15 protein-coding genes and 1 pseudogene are annotated in these 17269 nt (G+C 64.7%); 6 read left to right on the plus strand and 10 right to left on the minus strand.

Annotated elements, in window-relative coordinates:
- Positions 1–86: 86 nt before the first annotated feature.
- Both ACKWRH_RS34340 and ACKWRH_RS34345 read left to right on the plus strand, forming a co-directional pair.
- Positions 87–1136 carry a methyltransferase gene (locus ACKWRH_RS34340; protein WP_445217136.1) on the plus strand — a complete coding sequence of 350 codons (1050 nt, stop codon included), beginning with the start codon at positions 87–89 and terminating at the stop codon, positions 1134–1136.
- Between the two features lie 160 nt (positions 1137–1296).
- Positions 1297–2607, plus strand: a complete 1311-nt coding sequence (locus ACKWRH_RS34345) for an ABC transporter substrate-binding protein (RefSeq protein ID WP_028152081.1) — start codon at positions 1297–1299, stop codon at positions 2605–2607.
- A 188-nt stretch (positions 2608–2795) separates the two neighbouring features.
- Here the strand turns inward: ACKWRH_RS34345 and ACKWRH_RS34350 are convergent, their stop codons facing one another.
- From ACKWRH_RS34350 to ACKWRH_RS34390, 9 genes and pseudogenes are all read right to left on the minus strand, one after another.
- Positions 2796–3965 carry a Gfo/Idh/MocA family protein gene (locus tag ACKWRH_RS34350; RefSeq protein ID WP_445217137.1) on the minus strand — a complete coding sequence of 390 codons (1170 nt, stop codon included), beginning with the start codon at positions 3963–3965 and terminating at the stop codon, positions 2796–2798.
- A 50-nt stretch (positions 3966–4015) separates the two neighbouring features.
- Positions 4016–4329, minus strand: a pseudogene (locus tag ACKWRH_RS34355) (septal ring lytic transglycosylase RlpA family protein).
- Positions 4330–4431: 102 nt separating this feature from the next.
- Positions 4432–5277 carry a CmcJ/NvfI family oxidoreductase gene (locus ACKWRH_RS34360; protein WP_445217138.1) on the minus strand — a complete coding sequence of 282 codons (846 nt, stop codon included), beginning with the start codon at positions 5275–5277 and terminating at the stop codon, positions 4432–4434.
- A 321-nt stretch (positions 5278–5598) separates the two neighbouring features.
- On the minus strand, positions 5599–6537 hold the full coding sequence (locus ACKWRH_RS34365) for an ABC transporter substrate-binding protein (RefSeq protein ID WP_445217139.1): 939 nt from the start codon (positions 6535–6537) through the stop codon (positions 5599–5601).
- Positions 6534–7634: an LLM class flavin-dependent oxidoreductase gene (locus tag ACKWRH_RS34370; RefSeq protein WP_445217140.1), complete on the minus strand. Its 1101-nt coding sequence runs from the start codon at positions 7632–7634 to the stop codon at positions 6534–6536. Before ACKWRH_RS34370 ends, ACKWRH_RS34365 begins: the two co-directional genes overlap by 4 nt.
- A gap of 29 nt (positions 7635–7663) precedes the next feature.
- Positions 7664–8836 carry an acyl-CoA dehydrogenase family protein gene (locus tag ACKWRH_RS34375; protein ID WP_445217141.1) on the minus strand — a complete coding sequence of 391 codons (1173 nt, stop codon included), beginning with the start codon at positions 8834–8836 and terminating at the stop codon, positions 7664–7666.
- Positions 8830–9630, minus strand: a complete 801-nt coding sequence (locus ACKWRH_RS34380) for an ABC transporter ATP-binding protein (protein ID WP_445217142.1) — start codon at positions 9628–9630, stop codon at positions 8830–8832. The genes ACKWRH_RS34375 and ACKWRH_RS34380 overlap by 7 nt, the downstream gene beginning before the upstream one ends.
- Positions 9624–10646: an ABC transporter permease gene (locus ACKWRH_RS34385; protein ID WP_445217143.1), complete on the minus strand. Its 1023-nt coding sequence runs from the start codon at positions 10644–10646 to the stop codon at positions 9624–9626. Before ACKWRH_RS34385 ends, ACKWRH_RS34380 begins: the two co-directional genes overlap by 7 nt.
- Entirely contained in the window at positions 10624–11727 is a 1104-nt protein-coding gene (locus tag ACKWRH_RS34390; protein WP_445217144.1) for an ABC transporter substrate-binding protein, read from the minus strand. Before ACKWRH_RS34390 ends, ACKWRH_RS34385 begins: the two co-directional genes overlap by 23 nt.
- A 476-nt stretch (positions 11728–12203) precedes the next feature.
- Here ACKWRH_RS34390 and ACKWRH_RS34395 point away from each other — a divergent pair, with 476 nt between their 5' ends.
- The gene (locus ACKWRH_RS34395) at positions 12204–13184 is read left to right on the plus strand and encodes an ABC transporter substrate-binding protein (protein WP_445217145.1); all 981 of its coding nucleotides are present in this window, start codon (positions 12204–12206) and stop codon (positions 13182–13184) included.
- A 128-nt stretch (positions 13185–13312) separates the two neighbouring features.
- Here ACKWRH_RS34395 and ACKWRH_RS34400 read toward each other — a convergent pair whose 3' ends face one another.
- Positions 13313–13795, minus strand: a complete 483-nt coding sequence (locus ACKWRH_RS34400; RefSeq protein WP_445217146.1) for a hypothetical protein — start codon at positions 13793–13795, stop codon at positions 13313–13315.
- A gap of 339 nt (positions 13796–14134) precedes the next feature.
- Here ACKWRH_RS34400 and glgC point away from each other — a divergent pair, with 339 nt between their 5' ends.
- The 3 genes from glgC to ACKWRH_RS34415 all read left to right on the plus strand — a co-directional run bounded on the left by glgC (position 14135) and on the right by ACKWRH_RS34415 (position 17248).
- The gene (gene glgC / locus ACKWRH_RS34405; protein WP_445217147.1) at positions 14135–15397 is read left to right on the plus strand and encodes a glucose-1-phosphate adenylyltransferase; all 1263 of its coding nucleotides are present in this window, start codon (positions 14135–14137) and stop codon (positions 15395–15397) included.
- A complete protein-coding gene (glgA, locus tag ACKWRH_RS34410; RefSeq protein WP_445217148.1) occupies positions 15394–16851 on the plus strand; it encodes a glycogen synthase GlgA in 1458 nt (485 codons plus the stop codon). Before glgC ends, glgA begins: the two co-directional genes overlap by 4 nt.
- Before the next feature lie 136 nt (positions 16852–16987).
- A complete protein-coding gene (locus ACKWRH_RS34415) occupies positions 16988–17248 on the plus strand; it encodes a SemiSWEET transporter (RefSeq protein ID WP_445217149.1) in 261 nt (86 codons plus the stop codon).
- The last annotated feature ends 21 nt before the right edge of the window (positions 17249–17269 follow it).

Here is a 17269-nt window from a genome sequence, read left to right on the forward strand (position 1 = left end):
CCGACACGTAGCGACCTTGGGTCACGTTGACGTTGTGCCGCAACCTCCGCCATGTAACCCGCCGGTGATGAAGCGGAGCATCTCAGATGGACGCAGGCATCTCTCCCGGACAATCTCCCGCACCTCAAGATTTCGCCCAGATATTCAGGCTGATCGGTGGGTACCGCATTTCGCAGGCCCTGCGCGTTGCCGTCGAGCTTGGCATTCCGGATCACCTGGCGGCAGGCCCGCGCCATTGCGATGATCTGGCGACAACGACCGGAAGCCATGCTCCGACCCTTTACCGGCTGCTTCGCTTCCTGGCTGGTGCCGGTCTGCTCGACGAGACGTCTCCGAAGCAGTTTGCGCTGACACCGCTTGGGTCTACCCTCCGCGCCGATATCCCGGCCTCGATCTGTCCGGTGGTGCGGCTGTGGCTCAGCGAGTCGCACTGGCAATCCTGGAGCCACCTTCTGCACTCCGTACAGACCGGCCAGCATGCCTTCGATCACGCACACGGGACGGGGGTCTTCGACTATTTGCGCGAGGACGCCGAGCTCTCCGCGATTTTCAACGCGACGATGACAACCAGCTCCGCCCGGTTGGCCACCGCGCTTCTCAAGCACTACGATTTTCACGGGATCGGCCGCATCGTCGACGTAGGCGGCGGACATGGATTCACGCTCACAACGATTCTGGCCGATCACCCGACCATGCAAGGCGTGCTGTTCGACCTTCCCGATGTCGTAGCCGGTGCTTCTCTGGGGGCGATTGGAGGCAGGAATCGATGTGAGATCATCGGCGGGAGCTTCTTCGAAACCATTCCGGCAGACGCAGACGCCTACATCCTGAAGCAGATCATCCATGATTGGGATGACGAACAATCGCTGGCAATCCTGCGAAATGTTCGCGCGGCAATGCCAGGACATGCTCGGGTTCTGCTGATCGAACGACGGATCGAGCCGGATCATCGCGACGCCATGCGCGTGCTCCATATCGACATGGAGATGCTGGTCAATGTCTCCGGCATGGAGCGCACCGACGCCGAATATCGATCCCTGCTGGAGCAGGCCGGATTCCGATTGGCGAGAGTGGTGCCGTTGCTCGACGGTGCAGGCTTTGCGGTATTCGAGGCCATGCGCTCCGACACGAACTGAGGTCGGGCAGATCGCTCGATGCAGTTCGTCTTCGCAGTTGCGTTCTGCGCCATGCCCCGCCTATCGACCTTTCGCCATGTTGACTTTCCATCGTCCCGCTCCCCATACTTCGCAAAAAAATAACAAGACCAATCAACAGACGGGTTTGAGGGAGGATAGGATGCCGACTTCACGCAGGCAGCTGCTGAAGAGCACTGCGGCTGCCGCCGCTGCGCTCAGCCTCGATTGGACCCGGGCCCAGGCGCAAGCCGAGAATTTGCGCATCGGCCTGATCTACGATCTCACCGGCCCCTTCGCCGCCGGCGGCTCGGTCGCCTCGTCAATCGGCGCGCAGATCGCGATCGACCTCGTCAACGAGAAAGGCGGTGTCGGCGGCAAGACCAAGATTGTTCCGGTCGCCGCGGATTCCCAGAGCAAACCCGACGTTGCGATCAACGAGGCCGAACGCCTGATCAGTCAGGAGAAGATCGACATCCTCAACGGCGTCTATGCGAGCTCGCATGCAGTGCCACTCGCGGCCAAGGTCGAGCAGCAGAAGAAGATCCTCTGGATCACGACCGCGGTCTCGACCGCCGTGTTCAAGGACAAGAACCTGCAATACGTGTTTCGCGCGCAGATCCATTCCGACCAGTATGGCCAGGCGTTCGCGAGCTTCCTCGCCGAGCATGCGCAAGGCAAGCTCGGTATGGATCCGAAGGACGTCAAGGTCGCGTTGATCCACGAGGACGGCCCCTATGGCGTCGGCGTCGCGGCGGCCGACGAGGCCTATGCGAAGCAGGCCGGCATCCAGGTGGTCCTGCGCGAGGGCTACTCCGCCTCGGCGCCCGACCTCTCGGTGCTCGTCACGAAAATCAAGCGCGCCAAGGCCGACGTGATTTCGCACGCCGGTTACAACCCCGACATCACCCTGTTCCTGCGCCAGGCGCGCGAGAGCGGATTGCGCTTCAAGATGCTGTTCGGCGCCGGCGCCGGCTACAGCCAGCTCGACAAGCTGCGCGCGACCTTCGGCGCCGACATCGACAATTTCTGCAACATCGATCCGGTACCGGCGCAATTGCTCGATCCCGCGAAGCTCGCACCGGGTATCGGCGATCTGACCAACGCCATGGTTACGCGCTACAAGGCCAAGACCGGCGCGACCGAAGTGCCGCCACACTGCTCGATGGGCTTCAACCAGACCTGGTTGCTGCTCAACAACGTGTTGCCGGTCGCCAAGGAGAAATACGGCAGCTTCGATCCCGAGGCCATCCGCAAGGCCGCGCTCGACGTCGACATTCCCGCCGGCGGCACCATCCAGGGCTATGGCGTGAAATTCTTCCCGCCGGGAACGCCGCTGTCAGGCCAGAACGAGCGCTCGACCCCGGTCGTGATGCAGAATGCCGGCGAGCGCATCTCAGTGGTGTGGCCGACCAACATCCGCACGCAGGACCCGGTATTTCCGCTGCCGAAGGGTTCGACCTACGGGGCCTGAGGACGGCGTGGACGGTGCCACCCTCCCCGGGAGGGGGAGGGTCGCTACGCATGCAGCGGAGCGGAATGCGTTGCGGGGTGGGGTGATCTCTCCTCACGGACACTGCCCGATTTGAGAGATCACCCCACCCCGCTCGCGCTTCGCGCGATCGACCCTCCCCCTCCAGGGGAGGGTAACGGAGCCGCGCCCTACAACACCACCCGCCGTCCCTCCTCCGCGGCCCAGTAGCCCGCGTAGTTCACCTTGATCGTCTCATACGCCAGCGCCAGGTCCGACAGCGGCTGCCGTCCGGTCGCGGCGCATTCCATGAAATCCTGGATCTCCTGGAGATAGCCGCGCGTCCACTCCTCCTCGAGGCAGACATATTGCCAGCCGGTTTTGCGGTCGACCTTTTCGGTGATGTAGACGCTGGCAAGCCTTTCCTCGGAGGTCTGGTAGCTCATCAGATGCGTGTTCGGGGTGATGTTGGCGAACAGCGAACCGCCGGAAGTGTAGGTTTCGATCAGATTGCGCACGCCGCCCATGATCATGTCGCCGGAAAACACGGTCGCCTTGGTGCCGTCGGAGAAGGTCGCCGTCAGCGTGCCCCAATCTTCGACATCGACCGGGTTGGCCTTGATGTAGGTGCGCTCCTCGGGCTTCAGGACGGCCGTGACGTTGCCGACGTCGCCGGTGACGCTGGCGACGCGGATGGTTTCGCCGCGCGCCCTGGCCTCCACCTGCTTGAGATAAAGCACGGCCGAGAGCGGATGGCAGCCCATGCGGATCAGCGAGCCGCCGCCGGTCATCGCCCATTGCGCGGCATGCGCGGCGTGCGAGCCGGAATGACTCTCCTCGCCCTTCATGAACAGGATCTTGTCTTTCGTCGCCCTGATGATCTCCGCGGTCTTGGTCACCGCGGGCGCGTAGACCCAATCCTCCGCATACATGAAGAGTTTTCCGGTGCGCTCGATCGCGGCGCGGGTCGCGTCCATCTCCTCCAGCACCCGCTCATACATCAGCGCCTTCGGCACATGCTTGCCGATCGGCTGCGCGTCGCCTGCACGGCCGAAATAGCCGGCGAACGGCTTCTCGCAGATCACGTGCTTGCCGGCCTGCATGCTGGCGACGATCATGTCGGCATGGAGATTGGGCGGGGTGCAGATGTCGATGACATCGAGCTCGCGATCCGCGATCAGTTCGGCGAAGCTGCGATAGACCCGCGGAATGCCGTGGCGGCCGGCAAATTCGACGACATGATCGCCGCGCGCCGCGACCGCCGCGACCTCGACATCCACACCGTAGACGCGGCGGAACGCATGCATATGCAGCTCCGACACGAAGCCGCAGCCGACAAGTCCCACCCGAATCCTGGCCATAGCGCCCCCCTTACCCTTGCGTTGGGCGGCACTATAGCGTGACGGCCAGCCTATTCCACCGAGACCCGCACCACGCCGGCGCTCATCATGCCGAGCGCCTTGGCCGCGGCACCGAGAGATCGACGATCCGGCCGCGGATGAAGGGGCCGCGATCATTGACGCGGCACTGGATCGACCGGCTGCCGTAGGACACCCTCAGCACGGTGCCGAACGGGCGCGTGCGGTGGGCGCAGGTCAGCTCGCCGCCCTTACCGGCTTTTCCGTAACCGTAGTATGAGGCAAGCCCGCTTTCGGCTTGCGCGACAGAAAATGCAGAAAGCGAAAAAGTTGCCAGACTGAAGAAAAGCGTCGTCTGCGTTCGCACGGCACCGCTCCCGGTTGCCCTGCCCGGCGCCGCAAACGTCGATTTGTTCCGGTAAGTTCCAGGAACACTGCCAGGCGCGCCCGGCAGGGCCATCACACATTGTTACTGTTTGTGGAACACCAGCGTGCGGACCTCGATGCTTTCGCGCGGAGCCGCATCGGCCGGCGTGGTCGGATCGACGAACGCCGTATGCGGCCCGAACCGCGTCCGGCCGTCGGTTGCGGAATCATGGCACTTGAGCAGCAGCGCCTCGTCCGGCGTCATCTCCGGAAAATAGAACCAGCGGTGGTTCGGATTGTATTTCACCGAATAGATCTCGCCGCGGCGATTGGGATAGATCAGATCGGAGGCGACGAGATCGTCGGGCGCGATCGTCGTGCCGTCGGCCATCGCCAGCGGTGAATCGCGCAAGGGTCCGCGGATCGGCCGCCAGAGGTTGATCACCTGCACACGACCTTTCAACAGCGCATCGGCTTCGTCGGGCAGATGCTCGCGCACGCGGTTGGCGCCGGAGACAGCGGTCTGGTCGACATGGACGCGCGTCGCAGGCTGGCGCGGGCCGCCGTCGCGAATATCAGGAGCGCCTTCGACGCGCCTGCGCACGGTGTGATCGAAAATGAAGACGCGATCGGCCTTCAGCGTCGCCCGCAAAAAGGCCTCGACGGCGCGATAGTAGACGGTGCGGATTTCCTCGTCGTTGTAAAAATCCTTCACCTGGGTCGGGTGACGCACCAGCGCAAAGCCCTCGCGATCGAGCGAGAAATTGTCCGCGATCAGGCGCGCATCGAAGATCGGGACCTGATGCGGCTCCGGCAACGACGTGCTCTTGGGCTCGCCCGGCGGCGGATCGAAAGCATAGGTGCGCGGCTTGCCGGAAACCGGCGCGAGGTAATTGAGTTCAGCAGTGACGAAGGGAAGCGATTCGATTCTTGTTTCTTGCAGGCCCATGGCCGGTCTCCCGATGTGGTCGTCTGTCTGATTTTTGACGGGGTGTGGCGTGGTGCAAGGGAGGCGCTGCAAATAGCAATGCGGGTGTTGTCGAAGGCGCTAAATGCAGAAGGAACGTTTCGAAAGTGGCGATCAGACTGTAGGCGTTATTCTAGCCTCACGGATGCTTGAGGTAGTCGTGAGCTTGCGTATCCCCCCATCGTCATTCCGGGGCGCCTGAAGGGCGAACCCGGAATCCATCGGGCGGCAGTACTTGTAGATGAATGGATTCCGGGCTCGCGCCAAGAGGCGCGCCCCGGAATGACGACGGAGAGCGTTGCCTTACAGCCCCGCCTTGGCGATCGCGTCCGCAAATGAACGGTCGACGATCTCGGCCGCATCGAGCTTCTGCTTGATCAGGCCCCAGCGGAAATAGAGGTCGATCGTGCTCTGCTCGTCCGCGACAACGCCGTCGTCGATCGGGGCAATGCGGATCTTTGCGCGCGACAGCCAGTTCTGCGGCACGGCGGTCGGGATGTTCATCAGCTTGCCCCAGGTCGCGGCATAGCTGTCGATGTTGCTCAGTGACCACGCCCGCGCCGCCGTGAGGCGCCGGATGAAGTCGGTCAGCTCCGCGCGCTTGTCGCGGATGGCGTCGGGCCGCGCGACCTGAAAGCTCAGCCCCGGCGTCAGGCCCTCCGAGGTGATGACGCGGCGCGATTTGAACAGCACCTCTTCCTGGCTCACATACGGCTCCCAGGTCGACCACGCATCGACGGAGCCTTGCGTGTAGGCGATCTTGGCATCGGACGGCGCCAGGAACGCGATCTGCACGTCGGACGCAGCCCGGCCGTTCTTCTCCAGCGCAGCCAGGATCAGCTGATGACCAATCGATCCACGACCAGTTGCGATCTTCTTGCCGCGCAGATCGGCGAAACTCTTGATCGGTGAATTCTCGGGCACCAGGATCGCGAGCCCCTCGCGCGTCTGACGGATCGCGGCGATCGCCTTCACCGGCGCGCCGGAGGCGGCGGCGAAGGTGAAGGGTGCATCGCCCACGATGCCGGTCTCGATCGCTCCGGCGCTGAGCGCTTCCAGCAGCGGTGCCGCCGCCGGAAATTCCTTCCACTCGATCTTGTAAGGCACGTCCTTGAGCACGCCTGCCGCTTCCATCACGGCCTGCGAATTGCCCTTCTGGTCGCCAACGCGCAAGGTGGTTTGCGCCGCCGCGAGCTCCAATGAGCCGAACAGCAGCGCGCCGGCCAGCATGAGACGGATCATTCCGCCGCCTCGCCGCGAACGGCCTGGCGCTTGGCGACCAGCTCGCGCGTCAACGGGATCAGCTCGCGGCCATATTCGATGGCGTCGATCAGCGGATCGAAACCGCGGATCAGGAAGTGGCTGATACCGAGGTCGTAATAGTCGCCGAACACTTCGGCGACTTGCTCGGGCGTGCCGACCAGCGCGGTGGTGTTGCTGTTGGCGCCGGTGAGCTTTGCGATCTCGGTCCAGAGCCGCTTGTCGATGCGGCTGCCCTGGTCGGCGAGCGAGAGCAGGCGTCGCGCGCCGGCCGTGGCATGGCCGTCGGCAGGCTTGCGGTAGCCGGTCTTGTCTTGGAGCGCGGTGGCGCGCGCCAGAATCTCTTCCGCCTTCTCCCAGGCCTGCTTCTCGGTCGGGGCAATGATCGGCCGCACCGAGAGGCTGAAACGCGGCGTCGGCCGTCCCTGACGAACCGCAGCGTTGTGGACGCGGGAGGTGACGTCGCGCACCTGCGCATAGGATTCGCCCCACAGCGCAAAGGTGTCGGCATGCTTGCCGGCGACCTCGATCGCCGCATCCGAAGCGCCGCCGAAATAGATCCGGATGCCCTCGGGACGATACGGCTTCACCTGCGAGAACCCGTTCTCGACCTGGTAGTGCCTGCCCTTGTAGGTGAACGGCTTGTCGCTGGTCCATTCCAGCTTGAGGACATCGAGGAACTCGGAGGTCCGGGCATAACGCTCGTCCTTGTCGTCGAGCGTGTTGCCGTCCTGCCGAAGCTCGGTCGCATTGCCGCCGGTGATGACATGCAGCGCGACCCTGCCGCGCGAAAGCTGGTCGAGCACGGCGAACTGGCGCGCCAGCAGCGTCGGCGCGGTGAACCCGGGCCGCTGCGCGATCAGCACATTGAGACGGTCGGTGACGCCCAGCACGTGCTGGGCGATTTGGAGCGCATCCGGCGTCGTCGAATGAAACGCCAGCAGCGCGCGGTCGAAGCCGGCATTCTCGTGCGCCTTGGCCACCGTTTCGATGTGGGTGGGGTTGAGGACCGGCCCCTCGCGGACGACGGTCTCGGACGAATTGTTGTTGCTGATGAAGCCGATGAACTCGATCGACATGATCGTCTCCCTGTTTGTTGTCCTGAAAGCTAAAGGCCCAATGCGGCGCGGCCGAGGCCGGTGCGGGTGGCATCGTCCTGCGGCGTGTGCACGCGGCCGCACAGCACGTCGCGATAGTGCCGCTCCAGCGGATTGGTGCGGGACAGGCCGTGATTGCCGGTCAGCGACAGTGCATCCTCGACCACTGCGACGGCGTTGTTGGTCACCGTCAGCTTGATCACGTTGGATTCGCCGGTGGAGAGATCGACGCCGTCGTCGAAGTCGCGGGCGAACGTCTCGATCAGCCGCGCGTTGACTGCGAGCCTGGCCTCGATGGCACCGAGGATCTCCTGCGCCCGCGGCAAGGTCGCAAGCGGCGCGCGAAGGCTGGCGGGGACGCGCTGCTTCAGGAACGAGACGAACCAGTCGCGCGCGGCACGGGCAATTCCGTCATAGATCGCGGCGACGAACACCGTGTGGACGGTCGCTTGCGCAACGTCGGGCGCACGCCACCCCTGGGGCTTGCGGACATCGACCTCGGCATCGAGCGGGATCACGACGTCGTCGAAGATGACGTCGTGACTGCCGCTGGCGCGCAGGCCGTGATGATCCCAGGTCTCGACGATGCGGGTGCCCGGCAGTCCCGCCGGCACCAGGAACTGCCCGACGCGCGGCTCGGCTTCGTCTGTCCGCGCCCAGACAAGATACCATTTCAGGATCGGCGATCCCGTCGAATAGATCTTGTGACCGGTCAGGCGCCAGCCGGTTTCGGTGCGGCGCGCGATCGTCGCCGGCAGGCCGCCGCGCGAGGGCGAGCCGAGCTCTGGCTCGACGCGGAGCGCGTTGACGAGCGCGAGGCCCTCGACGCTCTCGCGCGCAAGCTGGCGCGAGTGCCGTAACGGCCAGGTCGGGCTGCGCCCCATCACCAGATGGTTGATGTAGTGCATCGACAGCACCAGCGCGGTCGAGGAATCGGCCTTGCCGATGATGCCGATGACCCGCGCGGCGTATCGTGCGCCCGCCCCGGCCCCGCCATGAACGGCCGGAACCGTCAGCGACAGCAGGCCCGCATCGGACAGCTCGCGAAAATTCTCGAACGGAAAGCTGCCGGTCCGATCATGTTCGGCCGCGCGCGCGGCGAAGCGCTCTGCCAGCGCCTCTGCACGCGCGATGTAATCGGGTTCGCCATGGGCCGCCCGGCCCTGGGCTACAGAGGTCACCATGTGGCGTCCAGCCCCAACAAGCCGAGAATCTGGCGGCGCAGATCCGCAAGATATGGATCGCCACGATGGCGCGGATAGGGCCGGTCGACACGGATGTCGGCCTTCACCCGCGCCGGGCGGTCGCTGAACACGATGACGCGGTTGGCGAGCACCAGCGCCTCCTCGGCGTCGTGCGTCACCAGCAGCGTGGTAAAGCCCTTGCGCTGCCAGAGCGAGACGAGCTCGGCCTGCATGGTGATGCGGGTCAGCGAGTCGAGCTTGCCGAGCGGCTCGTCGAGGATCAGGATTTTTGGATCATTCACGAGCGCGCGGGCGAGCGCGACGCGCTGCGCCATGCCGCCGGAGAGCTGATGGGGATAGGCGTTGCGGAAGGACGCAAGGCCGACGAGATCGAGCGCAGCATCGACGCGGCGACGCTGGCTCTTCAAAATGCCCTGGGCCTCGAGGCCCAGGGCGACGTTGTCCCAGACCGACCGCCAGGGAAAAAGGGTCGGATCCTGGAACACGACGACGCGCGAGGGATGCGGAGCCCTAATGCGGCTCTCGTCCTCACGCAGCGTTCCGGCCCTGGGCTTGTCGAGGCCGGCGACGAGCCTCAGGAGCGTGGACTTGCCGCAGCCCGACGGGCCAAGCAACGCGACGAACTCGCCCGGCTCCACGGAGATGCTGACGTCGCTGAGAACAGGCAGCTCAGTGCCATCGATGTCGAAGGCGTGGCTGACCTGCTCGATGTCGAGCGCGGCGCCGGCGGCCGACGGGGGCGCGATTTCGGCCAGTGCGGTTGCGGCTACCATTTCACGGTCCCCTTCTGCCAGACCAGCAGGCGATCGCGGATGGCGAACAGCAGCGTGATGGCGCCGGAGCAGAGCAGCGACATCACGATCAGCGCTGCATACATGTTGGCGTAGGCGGCCCAGCCCTGCGCCCATTGCAGGTACCAGCCGAGCCCGGCCTTCACGCCGATCATCTCGGCCACGACGAGCACGGCGAAGGACGAGCCGAGTCCCATGAACAGGCCGACGAAGACGTGCGGGAGTGCCGCGGGAATCGCGACCTTCAGCACCAGGAAGGACGGCTTTGCGCCCAGCGTACGTGCGACGTCGTAATAGGCGTTGCTGACGCTCGCGACACCGGACCAGGTCAGCACAGTGACCGGGAAGCCGGTCGCCAGCGCGATCAGGAAGGTCGAGGCGCTCCAGCTCGACGGAAACGTGAAGAAGGCAATCGGCAGCCAGGCGGTTGCCGGCAGCGGGCCGATGAAGCGCAGCACCGGATGCACCCAATAGCCGACCGCGCGCGACCAGCCGATCGAAACGCCGGTCAGGAAGCCGACCGTGGCGCCGATCAGATAGCCGCCAAGCTGCAGCTTGACCGAGGCGAAAACGCTGTCGAGCAGCTTTGGCAGATCGTCGGTATAGACCTCGATGATCGACTGCGGCGGCGGGAAGAACGGCAGCGGCAGCCAGGCGAATTTTGCGGTGGCAACTTCCCACAACGTCAGGAATACGCCGAGCGCCACCAGCCAGGGCGCGCGCTGGCGCAAGGCCTTACCCGCGGTACCCAGATAATCGGCGCCGACGGTGCCGAACAAGGCGATTGCGGCAACGATGAAGGCGGCGATGCCTAGCGAGTGCGTCCGCGACCAGTCGCCGACATCCTCCCACCACAGGCAGGACAGGCCGAACGCGATCCACGCGACGCTGGCGAGAATGCCGACGCCGGATTCCCGGACCCAGTTCGCAAAGACCGGCGCGCGCGAGAGGCGCGGCGCGCCGGAGGCGAGGCCGTCAGACAGCGAATACGTCGACATAGATGCGCTCCGCGAATTTGGCCGTATCGGTGCTCTGCTTGAAGACCTGGACGCTCTTCAAATCGTCGGCATAGGACTTCAGCTCGCGCTTGAGCACTTCACCCACGGGATGATGATGGTGGGTGTGGTAGCGCACCATGCCCTCGATATCGGCGAGCGACGCCGTCTTCGGCGCGTAAGGCTGGAACGACTTCGCCGTCACGGCCGGATTCTGCGCGGTGAACATCGCGGCATCGAGCAGCGCCTGCGTCAGGGCGCGCGCGACCTGCGGCTCCTCGCGCACCAGGCTGCCGCGCAGGCCGAGGATGCAGCAGCTCTTGTCGCGATATTCGCCGTCAAGGTTGGAAGCGACTTCCTTGTACTGGCTGTCCTTGAGCCAGAGATAGCCGAGCGGATCGGACGACAGGAAGGCCTGCACCTCGCCCTTCTCGACGGCGACGTTGAGCAGGTTGCCGGGATAGGCGCGCCAGTCGACATCCTTGTTGGGATCGATACCGAGCTTGGCGAGCTGGACGGAGAAGAAGTTCTTGTCGGGACCACCGAGATCGCCGACCGCGACGATCTTGCCCTTGAGGTCGGCGAGCTTGCTCACGCTGGAATCGGCGCGGGTCAGGACGCGCATGCAGCCGCCATGGGTGCCGGCGGCGATCTTGACGTCAAAGCCCTGCTCCAACGGCTTCAGCCAACGCAGCGCCATGCCGAGCCCCGCATCGCTTTTTCCCGTCGCGATCGCCTCGAGCAGCTGGTCGGTCGAGCCGGAATAGTTGATGAGCTCGATGTCGAGATTGTGCTTCTGGAAGAAGCCGTGCTCGATGGCGACGGGCACCGGCGCGAGACAGACCGCGCCGGCGTTCCACGACAGTTTCAGCTTGCGCGGCGCGCCGGTGAGGACGGGGCCATCCGCGGCCGTCCGGCACAGCGGAAACTCCGAGAGATCAACGCCGGGCGCGATCGACTGTGGCGCAAAGGCCTGTGCTGCACCAAAGGCACCAAGCGGCGCGGCCAATGCCGCCGCAAGCCCCGCCTGCAGCAAATGACGCCGGTCGAGGCCCGATCCACTGCTCTTGTTGTCGTTGCCCATCAGTCCCCGCTCCTGCGCTGGCACAGCTCCGCCATGCGCGCAACGCCTCGCGTTGCGCATGTTCCGTACGGAGCTGCGTTGAGAGAATAATTTTCGCCGGCGCTTCCCGCGCCGCTTTGATGCGATGCGCAAATCATGCGGCGCGCCCGCCGCATCGTCAATGAAATGGAATTTCGAATGTGGCGCGAAGCGAGGTCATTCTCTCCATCAGCGCATGGGACAGCGATGAAACGATTTTCGTTGCTGCATCATCTTGCAAGGATGCGCCGCGACTCCGCAGCCTGCATCATTCTTGCGCATCACCCGCCGCGCACGCGGTGCGTTCTCGAAAGCGGCGCTACGCTGAAACGTCATTGCCCGACGCATCTGCAATACGGATAGCCATTTCATTGACTGCGCATTGCGCCGTCATAGACTTGATCGTCTCGCTGCATCGCTCGCTCACGCGTCGTGGGCAAAGCAACAAGACAGGCCACATGAGCATCAACTTCGACGACCATTCCATCACACGCCGGCTCGCAGCATCGCTGTTCGCCGCAGCCATCACCTTGTCGACCGCTGCCGCCTCGTTCGCGGCCGACGCCGTCGTGCTGCGCGTCGGCGACCAGAAGGGCGGCAACCGCTCGCTGCTCGAAATCTCCGGCTATGCGAAGGACCTGCCCTACAAGATCGAATGGTCGGAATTCCCCGCCGCCGCTCCAATCCTGGAAGCGCTGAACGCCGGCGCGCTCGACGTCGGCTACACCGGCGATCTCTCCTTCCTCTCGGTCTATGCGGCCGGCGCGCCGATCAAGGCAATCGGCGGCACAAAGTCGGATGCGAAGACGCAAGCGATCCTCGTGCGCCAGGATTCGCCGATCAAGTCGGCCGCCGATCTCAAGGGAAAACGCCTCGCCGGCACGCGCGGCGGCTGGGGCCAGTTCCTGATCGACGCGACGCTGGAGAAAGCGCAGATCAAGCTGGAGGACGCGACCTTCGCGCCGCTCGGGCCTGTCGACGCCAAGATCGCACTCGTCGCCGGCTCGATCGATGCCTGGGCGGTGTGGGAGCCCTATGTCTCGTTCGCGACGCTGAAGGACAAGGCCCGCGTGATCGCCGACGGCGAAGGCCTGACGCCGACCATCACCTTCATCGTGACCTCCGACAACGCCATCGCCACCAAGCGCGCGGCGGTGCAGGACCTCGTGCAGCGGCTGAACAAGGCGCGGCTGTGGTCGCTCGATCATGTTGCCGAATACGCAAAGAGCACGGCCGAACTAACAAAACTGCCGGAGGACGTGCTGCTATCGGCCTACACCGCACAGCGCACCAGCCCGATCGTGATCGACCAGAACGTGGTGAAGGAGGTGCAGGAAGCCTCCGGCCGCTCGACGCGCTACGGCATCCTGCCGAAGACGCTCGACGTGAGCAAAGCCGTGGACCGCAGCTTTACGGCCGCGGCCGCGGGGTCAAACTAGCGCGGGGCGCGGCGGGATGCGCAAGTCCAGCCTCAAGGCCGGCCCGTTGCATCTCGCCGCGATCGTGCTCGCGCATCTCGCCTGCATGAGCCTGATCGTGTGGCTCTCGCTCTAGCCGCGCAGGACCCTTACCAATATCCGCCATAGGCCCGGTACGACCGGTAGTAGCCGTAGCGAGGGCCGTAGTACGGACGATAGGCTCGATAGCCGTAGTAGCGGGGACGCGCGTAGTAGCCGCCATACCCATAGCTCGGCCCGTAGCCGCCGTAATAGGCCGGCGCATAGCCATAGGACGGAGCGTAGCCATAGCCATAGCCCGGCCCATAACCATAGCCGCCGTAATACGGGCCGCCGCCATAGTAACCATAGGGCGCGCTGCTCGCGATGGCGCCGCCGATGATTGCTCCGGCAAGGAGGCCTCCTGCGCCCCATCCCCAGCCTCCTCCGCCCCAGCCACGGCCGCGCCAATACACCGGGGTGACATCGTCACCAACGGCGGCCTTCATGGTCGCGACGTTGGTCGGCAGCGGAGCCGCCGCCGCCTGCTCGATTTGGCCGGCCATCACCGCGCCCGCCAGCGAACAGGCAATTGCCGTCTTCCAGATACTCATCGTCTTGCTCCCTGTCTGACGTTTCGCTTGGAAAAGGATCGCAAGGCCATGATCGGGCATCCTTGCCCCAAGTCAAAGCCTCCGAAAGTCACAGTCTGCATTGCGTGCACCGCACAAGAATACCCGCGCATGCCTCGATTGTGGTCCGCGCCAACGCCAGCGCCCGCACGGAAATGACACTGGTGCGACGGAGCCGGAGGCCACAGCAAAGCATTAAGCTTCCCATGCGTTCGCAACCAACAAGCACCTTCCTGATTTACTATTCGTACCGTTACTATCGGTTCCAATGTGCGCGGCCGGGAGGCTACTCGCGAAGCGCCAGAGGTGTGGGAGGATGACATGAGTGCCGCGAGACCCGAGCCGCTTGCCCGTCAGGCGCTGGCGTTCGTCCTGGCCGGCGGACGCGGCAGCCGGCTCCTGGAACTGACCGACCGGCGCGCCAAGCCCGCGGTCTATTTCGGCGGCAAGTCCCGCATCATCGATTTCGCGCTGTCCAATGCGGTGAATTCCGGCATCCGCCGGATCGCGGTCGCGACCCAGTACAAGGCGCACAGCCTGATCCGGCACCTTCAGATGGGCTGGAACTTCTTCCGCCCCGAACGCAACGAGAGTTTTGACATCCTCCCGGCCAGCCAGCGCGTGTCGGAGAACATGTGGTATGTCGGCACGGCGGATGCGATCTATCAGAACATCGACATCATCGAGTCGCACAACGCACGCTTCATCGTCGTGCTCGCCGGCGACCACATCTACAAGATGGACTACGAGGTGATGCTGCGCCAGCATGTCGACAGCGGCGCCGACGTCACGGTCGGCTGCCTCGAAATGCCGCGCCAGGAATCTTCCGGCTTCGGGATCATGCATATCGACGAGAACGGCTGGATCCAGCAGTTCCTGGAGAAGCCGGCCGATCCGCCGCCGATGCCGGGCAAGCCGGACGTCTCGCTCGCCAGCATGGGCATCTACGTGTTCGACGCGAAATTCCTGTTCGACGAGCTCAAGCGCGACGCCGAAGACCCGAACTCCAACCACGATTTCGGCAAGGACATCATTCCCCACATCGTCAAGAACGGTCGTGCGATCGCGCACCAGTTCTCGACCTCCTGCGTTCGCTCCGGCAGCGACCCCCGCTCCTACTGGCGCGACGTCGGCACGGTCGACGCCTATTGGGCGGCGAACATCGACCTCACCGACGTCGTGCCGGAGCTCGACCTGTTCGACCGCGCCTGGCCGATCTGGTCCTATGCGGAGATCACGCCGCCCGCCAAGTTCGTCCATGACGAGGAGAGCCGGCGCGGCCAGGCCGTGAGCTCGCTGGTCTCGGGCGGCTGCATCATCTCCGGCGCCTCGCTGCGTCGCTCGCTGCTGTTCACCGGCGTGCGCGTCAACTCCTACGCCACTGTCGAGAACGCCGTGATCATGCCCTACGTGAATGTCGGCCGCGGCGCTCGCTTGAAGAACGTCGTGATCGACCGCGGCGTCGAAATCCCCGAGGGGCTCGTCGTCGGCGAGGACCCCGAACTCGACGCCAAGCGCTTCCGCACCACCGAGCAGGGCATTTCGCTCATCACCCAGACAATGCTCGACAGGCTCAATACATGACGCCTGTTCGCGTCCTCGCGGTCGCCTCTGAAGTCTACCCGATCGTCAAGACCGGCGGCCTCGCGGATGTCGCCGGCGCACTGCCGCTTGCGCTGAAGGCGCACGGCGTCGAGATGCGCACGCTGATGCCGGGCTATCCCGACGTGATGCGAATGCTGAGGGGAGCCGGCGAAATCCGGTGCTGGCCGGATTATTTCGGCGGCCCCGGACGCCTGCTCGCCGGCTCGCATGACGGGCTCGATCTATTCGTGCTCGACGTGCCGCATCTCTATGCGCGGCCGGGCAATCCCTACGTCACTGCCGAGGGCGTCGACTGGCCCGACAATGGCCTGCGCTTCGCCGCACTGTCACGCATTGCCGCCGACATCGGCCACGGCCTCGTCCCCGCGTTCGTGCCCGATGTCGTGCACGCCCATGACTGGCAGGCGGGGCTTGCGCCCGCTTATCTGCACTATGACAACCGTCCGCGGCCCGGCACCGTGATGACCATCCACAACATGGCCTATCAGGGCAAGTTCGCTCCCGAGCTGATCGGTTCGATCGGCCTGCCCTGGGATTCCTTGAACGTTCACGGCCTCGAATATTTCGGCGGCATCAGCTTCCTCAAGGCGGGGCTTCAACTCGCCGATCGCATCACCACGGTATCGCCGACCTATGCGCAGGAGATCCAGAGCGATGAAGGCGGCATGGGGCTCGGCGGGCTGCTGCGCGAACGCGCCGATGTGCTGAGCGGCATCCTCAACGGCATCGACATCGACGTGTGGAATCCGCAAACCGATCCGCACATCGCCTACCGCTTCGGCGCAGAGGACCTCACGTTCCGCGCCGCGAACAAGGCGGTGCTTCAGCAACAGTTCAATCTCGATTCCTCGGACGAGGCGCCGTTGCTCGGCGTCATCAGCCGCCTGTCCTGGCAGAAGGGGCTCGATCTCCTGCTCGAGGCCATTCCGACCATTTTGGGCGACGGCATGCAGCTCGCGCTGCTCGGCAGCGGCGATCGCGATCTCCAGGATCGCTATCAGGCCGTCGCCCGCGCGAACCCCGGGCGGATCGGCGTCGTGATCGGCTATGACGAGATTTTGGCGCACCTGATCCAGGCCGGATCGGACGCCCTCATCGTGCCCTCGCGGTTCGAGCCGTGCGGCCTGACCCAGCTCTACGCGCTGCGCTACGGCGCCGTCCCGATCGTGTCGCGCGTCGGCGGCCTCGAAGACACCATCGTCGATATCGGCGAGTCCAACACATCGGACCGCGACGCGACCGGCTTCAAGTTCGCGCCCGTCACCGTAGAGGCCCTCACCGGCACGCTGCGCAAGGCCAACACCGCCTTCCGCAACAAGGCGACCTGGCGCCGGCTGCAATTGAGCGGCCTTGCGACCGACGTCTCCTGGCGCAACCGCGCCGGCGACTATGCCGTGCTCTATCGCGATCTCGTGGCGGCGCGCCGGACGTAGCGTTTTCGAGCGAAGTGGATACCGGTTCGCGTAAAGAAAACGCGTCAAAACAAGAATCCAGAGTCCCGTTCCGATTTCATCGGAACGGAAAAGGCTCTGGCCATGATCACCACCGAATCCATGCTATAGAGCCGGCATGGAACCTTTCGCGATCAAGCTGATCGGCTTTGCTGCCGCCACCTGCACCACCGTCGCCTACGCGCCGCAGTTCATCAAGGTCTGGAAGACCCGCTCGGCGCGCGACATCTCGCTCGGCATGTTCCTGGTCATGGTGCTGGGCCTGGCGCTCTGGCTCATCTACGGCCTGCTCACTGGCGACGCCCCGCTGGTCGCGGCCAACGCCATCACCATAGTGCTCGCCGGCGGCATCCTGTTCATGAAGCTGAGGTACGGGTGAGCTTGATTCTGCGTAGGGCGG

The sequence above is a fragment of the Bradyrhizobium sp. Pa8 genome, assembly GCF_052588265.1.

Bases quoted from the DNA above. Each gene is read 5' to 3' on its own strand.
- ACKWRH_RS34340 (WP_445217136.1), top strand. From the start codon at position 87: ATGGACGCAGGCATCTCTCCCGGACAATCTCCCGCACCTCAAGATTTC.
- ACKWRH_RS34345 (WP_028152081.1), top strand. From the start codon at position 1,297: ATGCCGACTTCACGCAGGCAGCTGCTGAAGAGCACTGCGGCTGCCGCC.
- ACKWRH_RS34350 (WP_445217137.1), bottom strand. From the start codon at position 3,965: ATGGCCAGGATTCGGGTGGGACTTGTCGGCTGCGGCTTCGTGTCGGAG.
- ACKWRH_RS34360 (WP_445217138.1), bottom strand. From the start codon at position 5,277: ATGGGCCTGCAAGAAACAAGAATCGAATCGCTTCCCTTCGTCACTGCT.
- ACKWRH_RS34365 (WP_445217139.1), bottom strand. From the start codon at position 6,537: ATGATCCGTCTCATGCTGGCCGGCGCGCTGCTGTTCGGCTCATTGGAG.
- ACKWRH_RS34370 (WP_445217140.1), bottom strand. From the start codon at position 7,634: ATGTCGATCGAGTTCATCGGCTTCATCAGCAACAACAATTCGTCCGAG.
- ACKWRH_RS34375 (WP_445217141.1), bottom strand. From the start codon at position 8,836: ATGGTGACCTCTGTAGCCCAGGGCCGGGCGGCCCATGGCGAACCCGAT.
- ACKWRH_RS34380 (WP_445217142.1), bottom strand. From the start codon at position 9,630: ATGGTAGCCGCAACCGCACTGGCCGAAATCGCGCCCCCGTCGGCCGCC.
- ACKWRH_RS34385 (WP_445217143.1), bottom strand. From the start codon at position 10,646: ATGTCGACGTATTCGCTGTCTGACGGCCTCGCCTCCGGCGCGCCGCGC.
- ACKWRH_RS34390 (WP_445217144.1), bottom strand. From the start codon at position 11,727: ATGGGCAACGACAACAAGAGCAGTGGATCGGGCCTCGACCGGCGTCAT.
- ACKWRH_RS34395 (WP_445217145.1), top strand. From the start codon at position 12,204: ATGAGCATCAACTTCGACGACCATTCCATCACACGCCGGCTCGCAGCA.
- ACKWRH_RS34400 (WP_445217146.1), bottom strand. From the start codon at position 13,795: ATGAGTATCTGGAAGACGGCAATTGCCTGTTCGCTGGCGGGCGCGGTG.
- glgC (WP_445217147.1), top strand. From the start codon at position 14,135: ATGAGTGCCGCGAGACCCGAGCCGCTTGCCCGTCAGGCGCTGGCGTTC.
- glgA (WP_445217148.1), top strand. From the start codon at position 15,394: ATGACGCCTGTTCGCGTCCTCGCGGTCGCCTCTGAAGTCTACCCGATC.
- ACKWRH_RS34415 (WP_445217149.1), top strand. From the start codon at position 16,988: ATGGAACCTTTCGCGATCAAGCTGATCGGCTTTGCTGCCGCCACCTGC.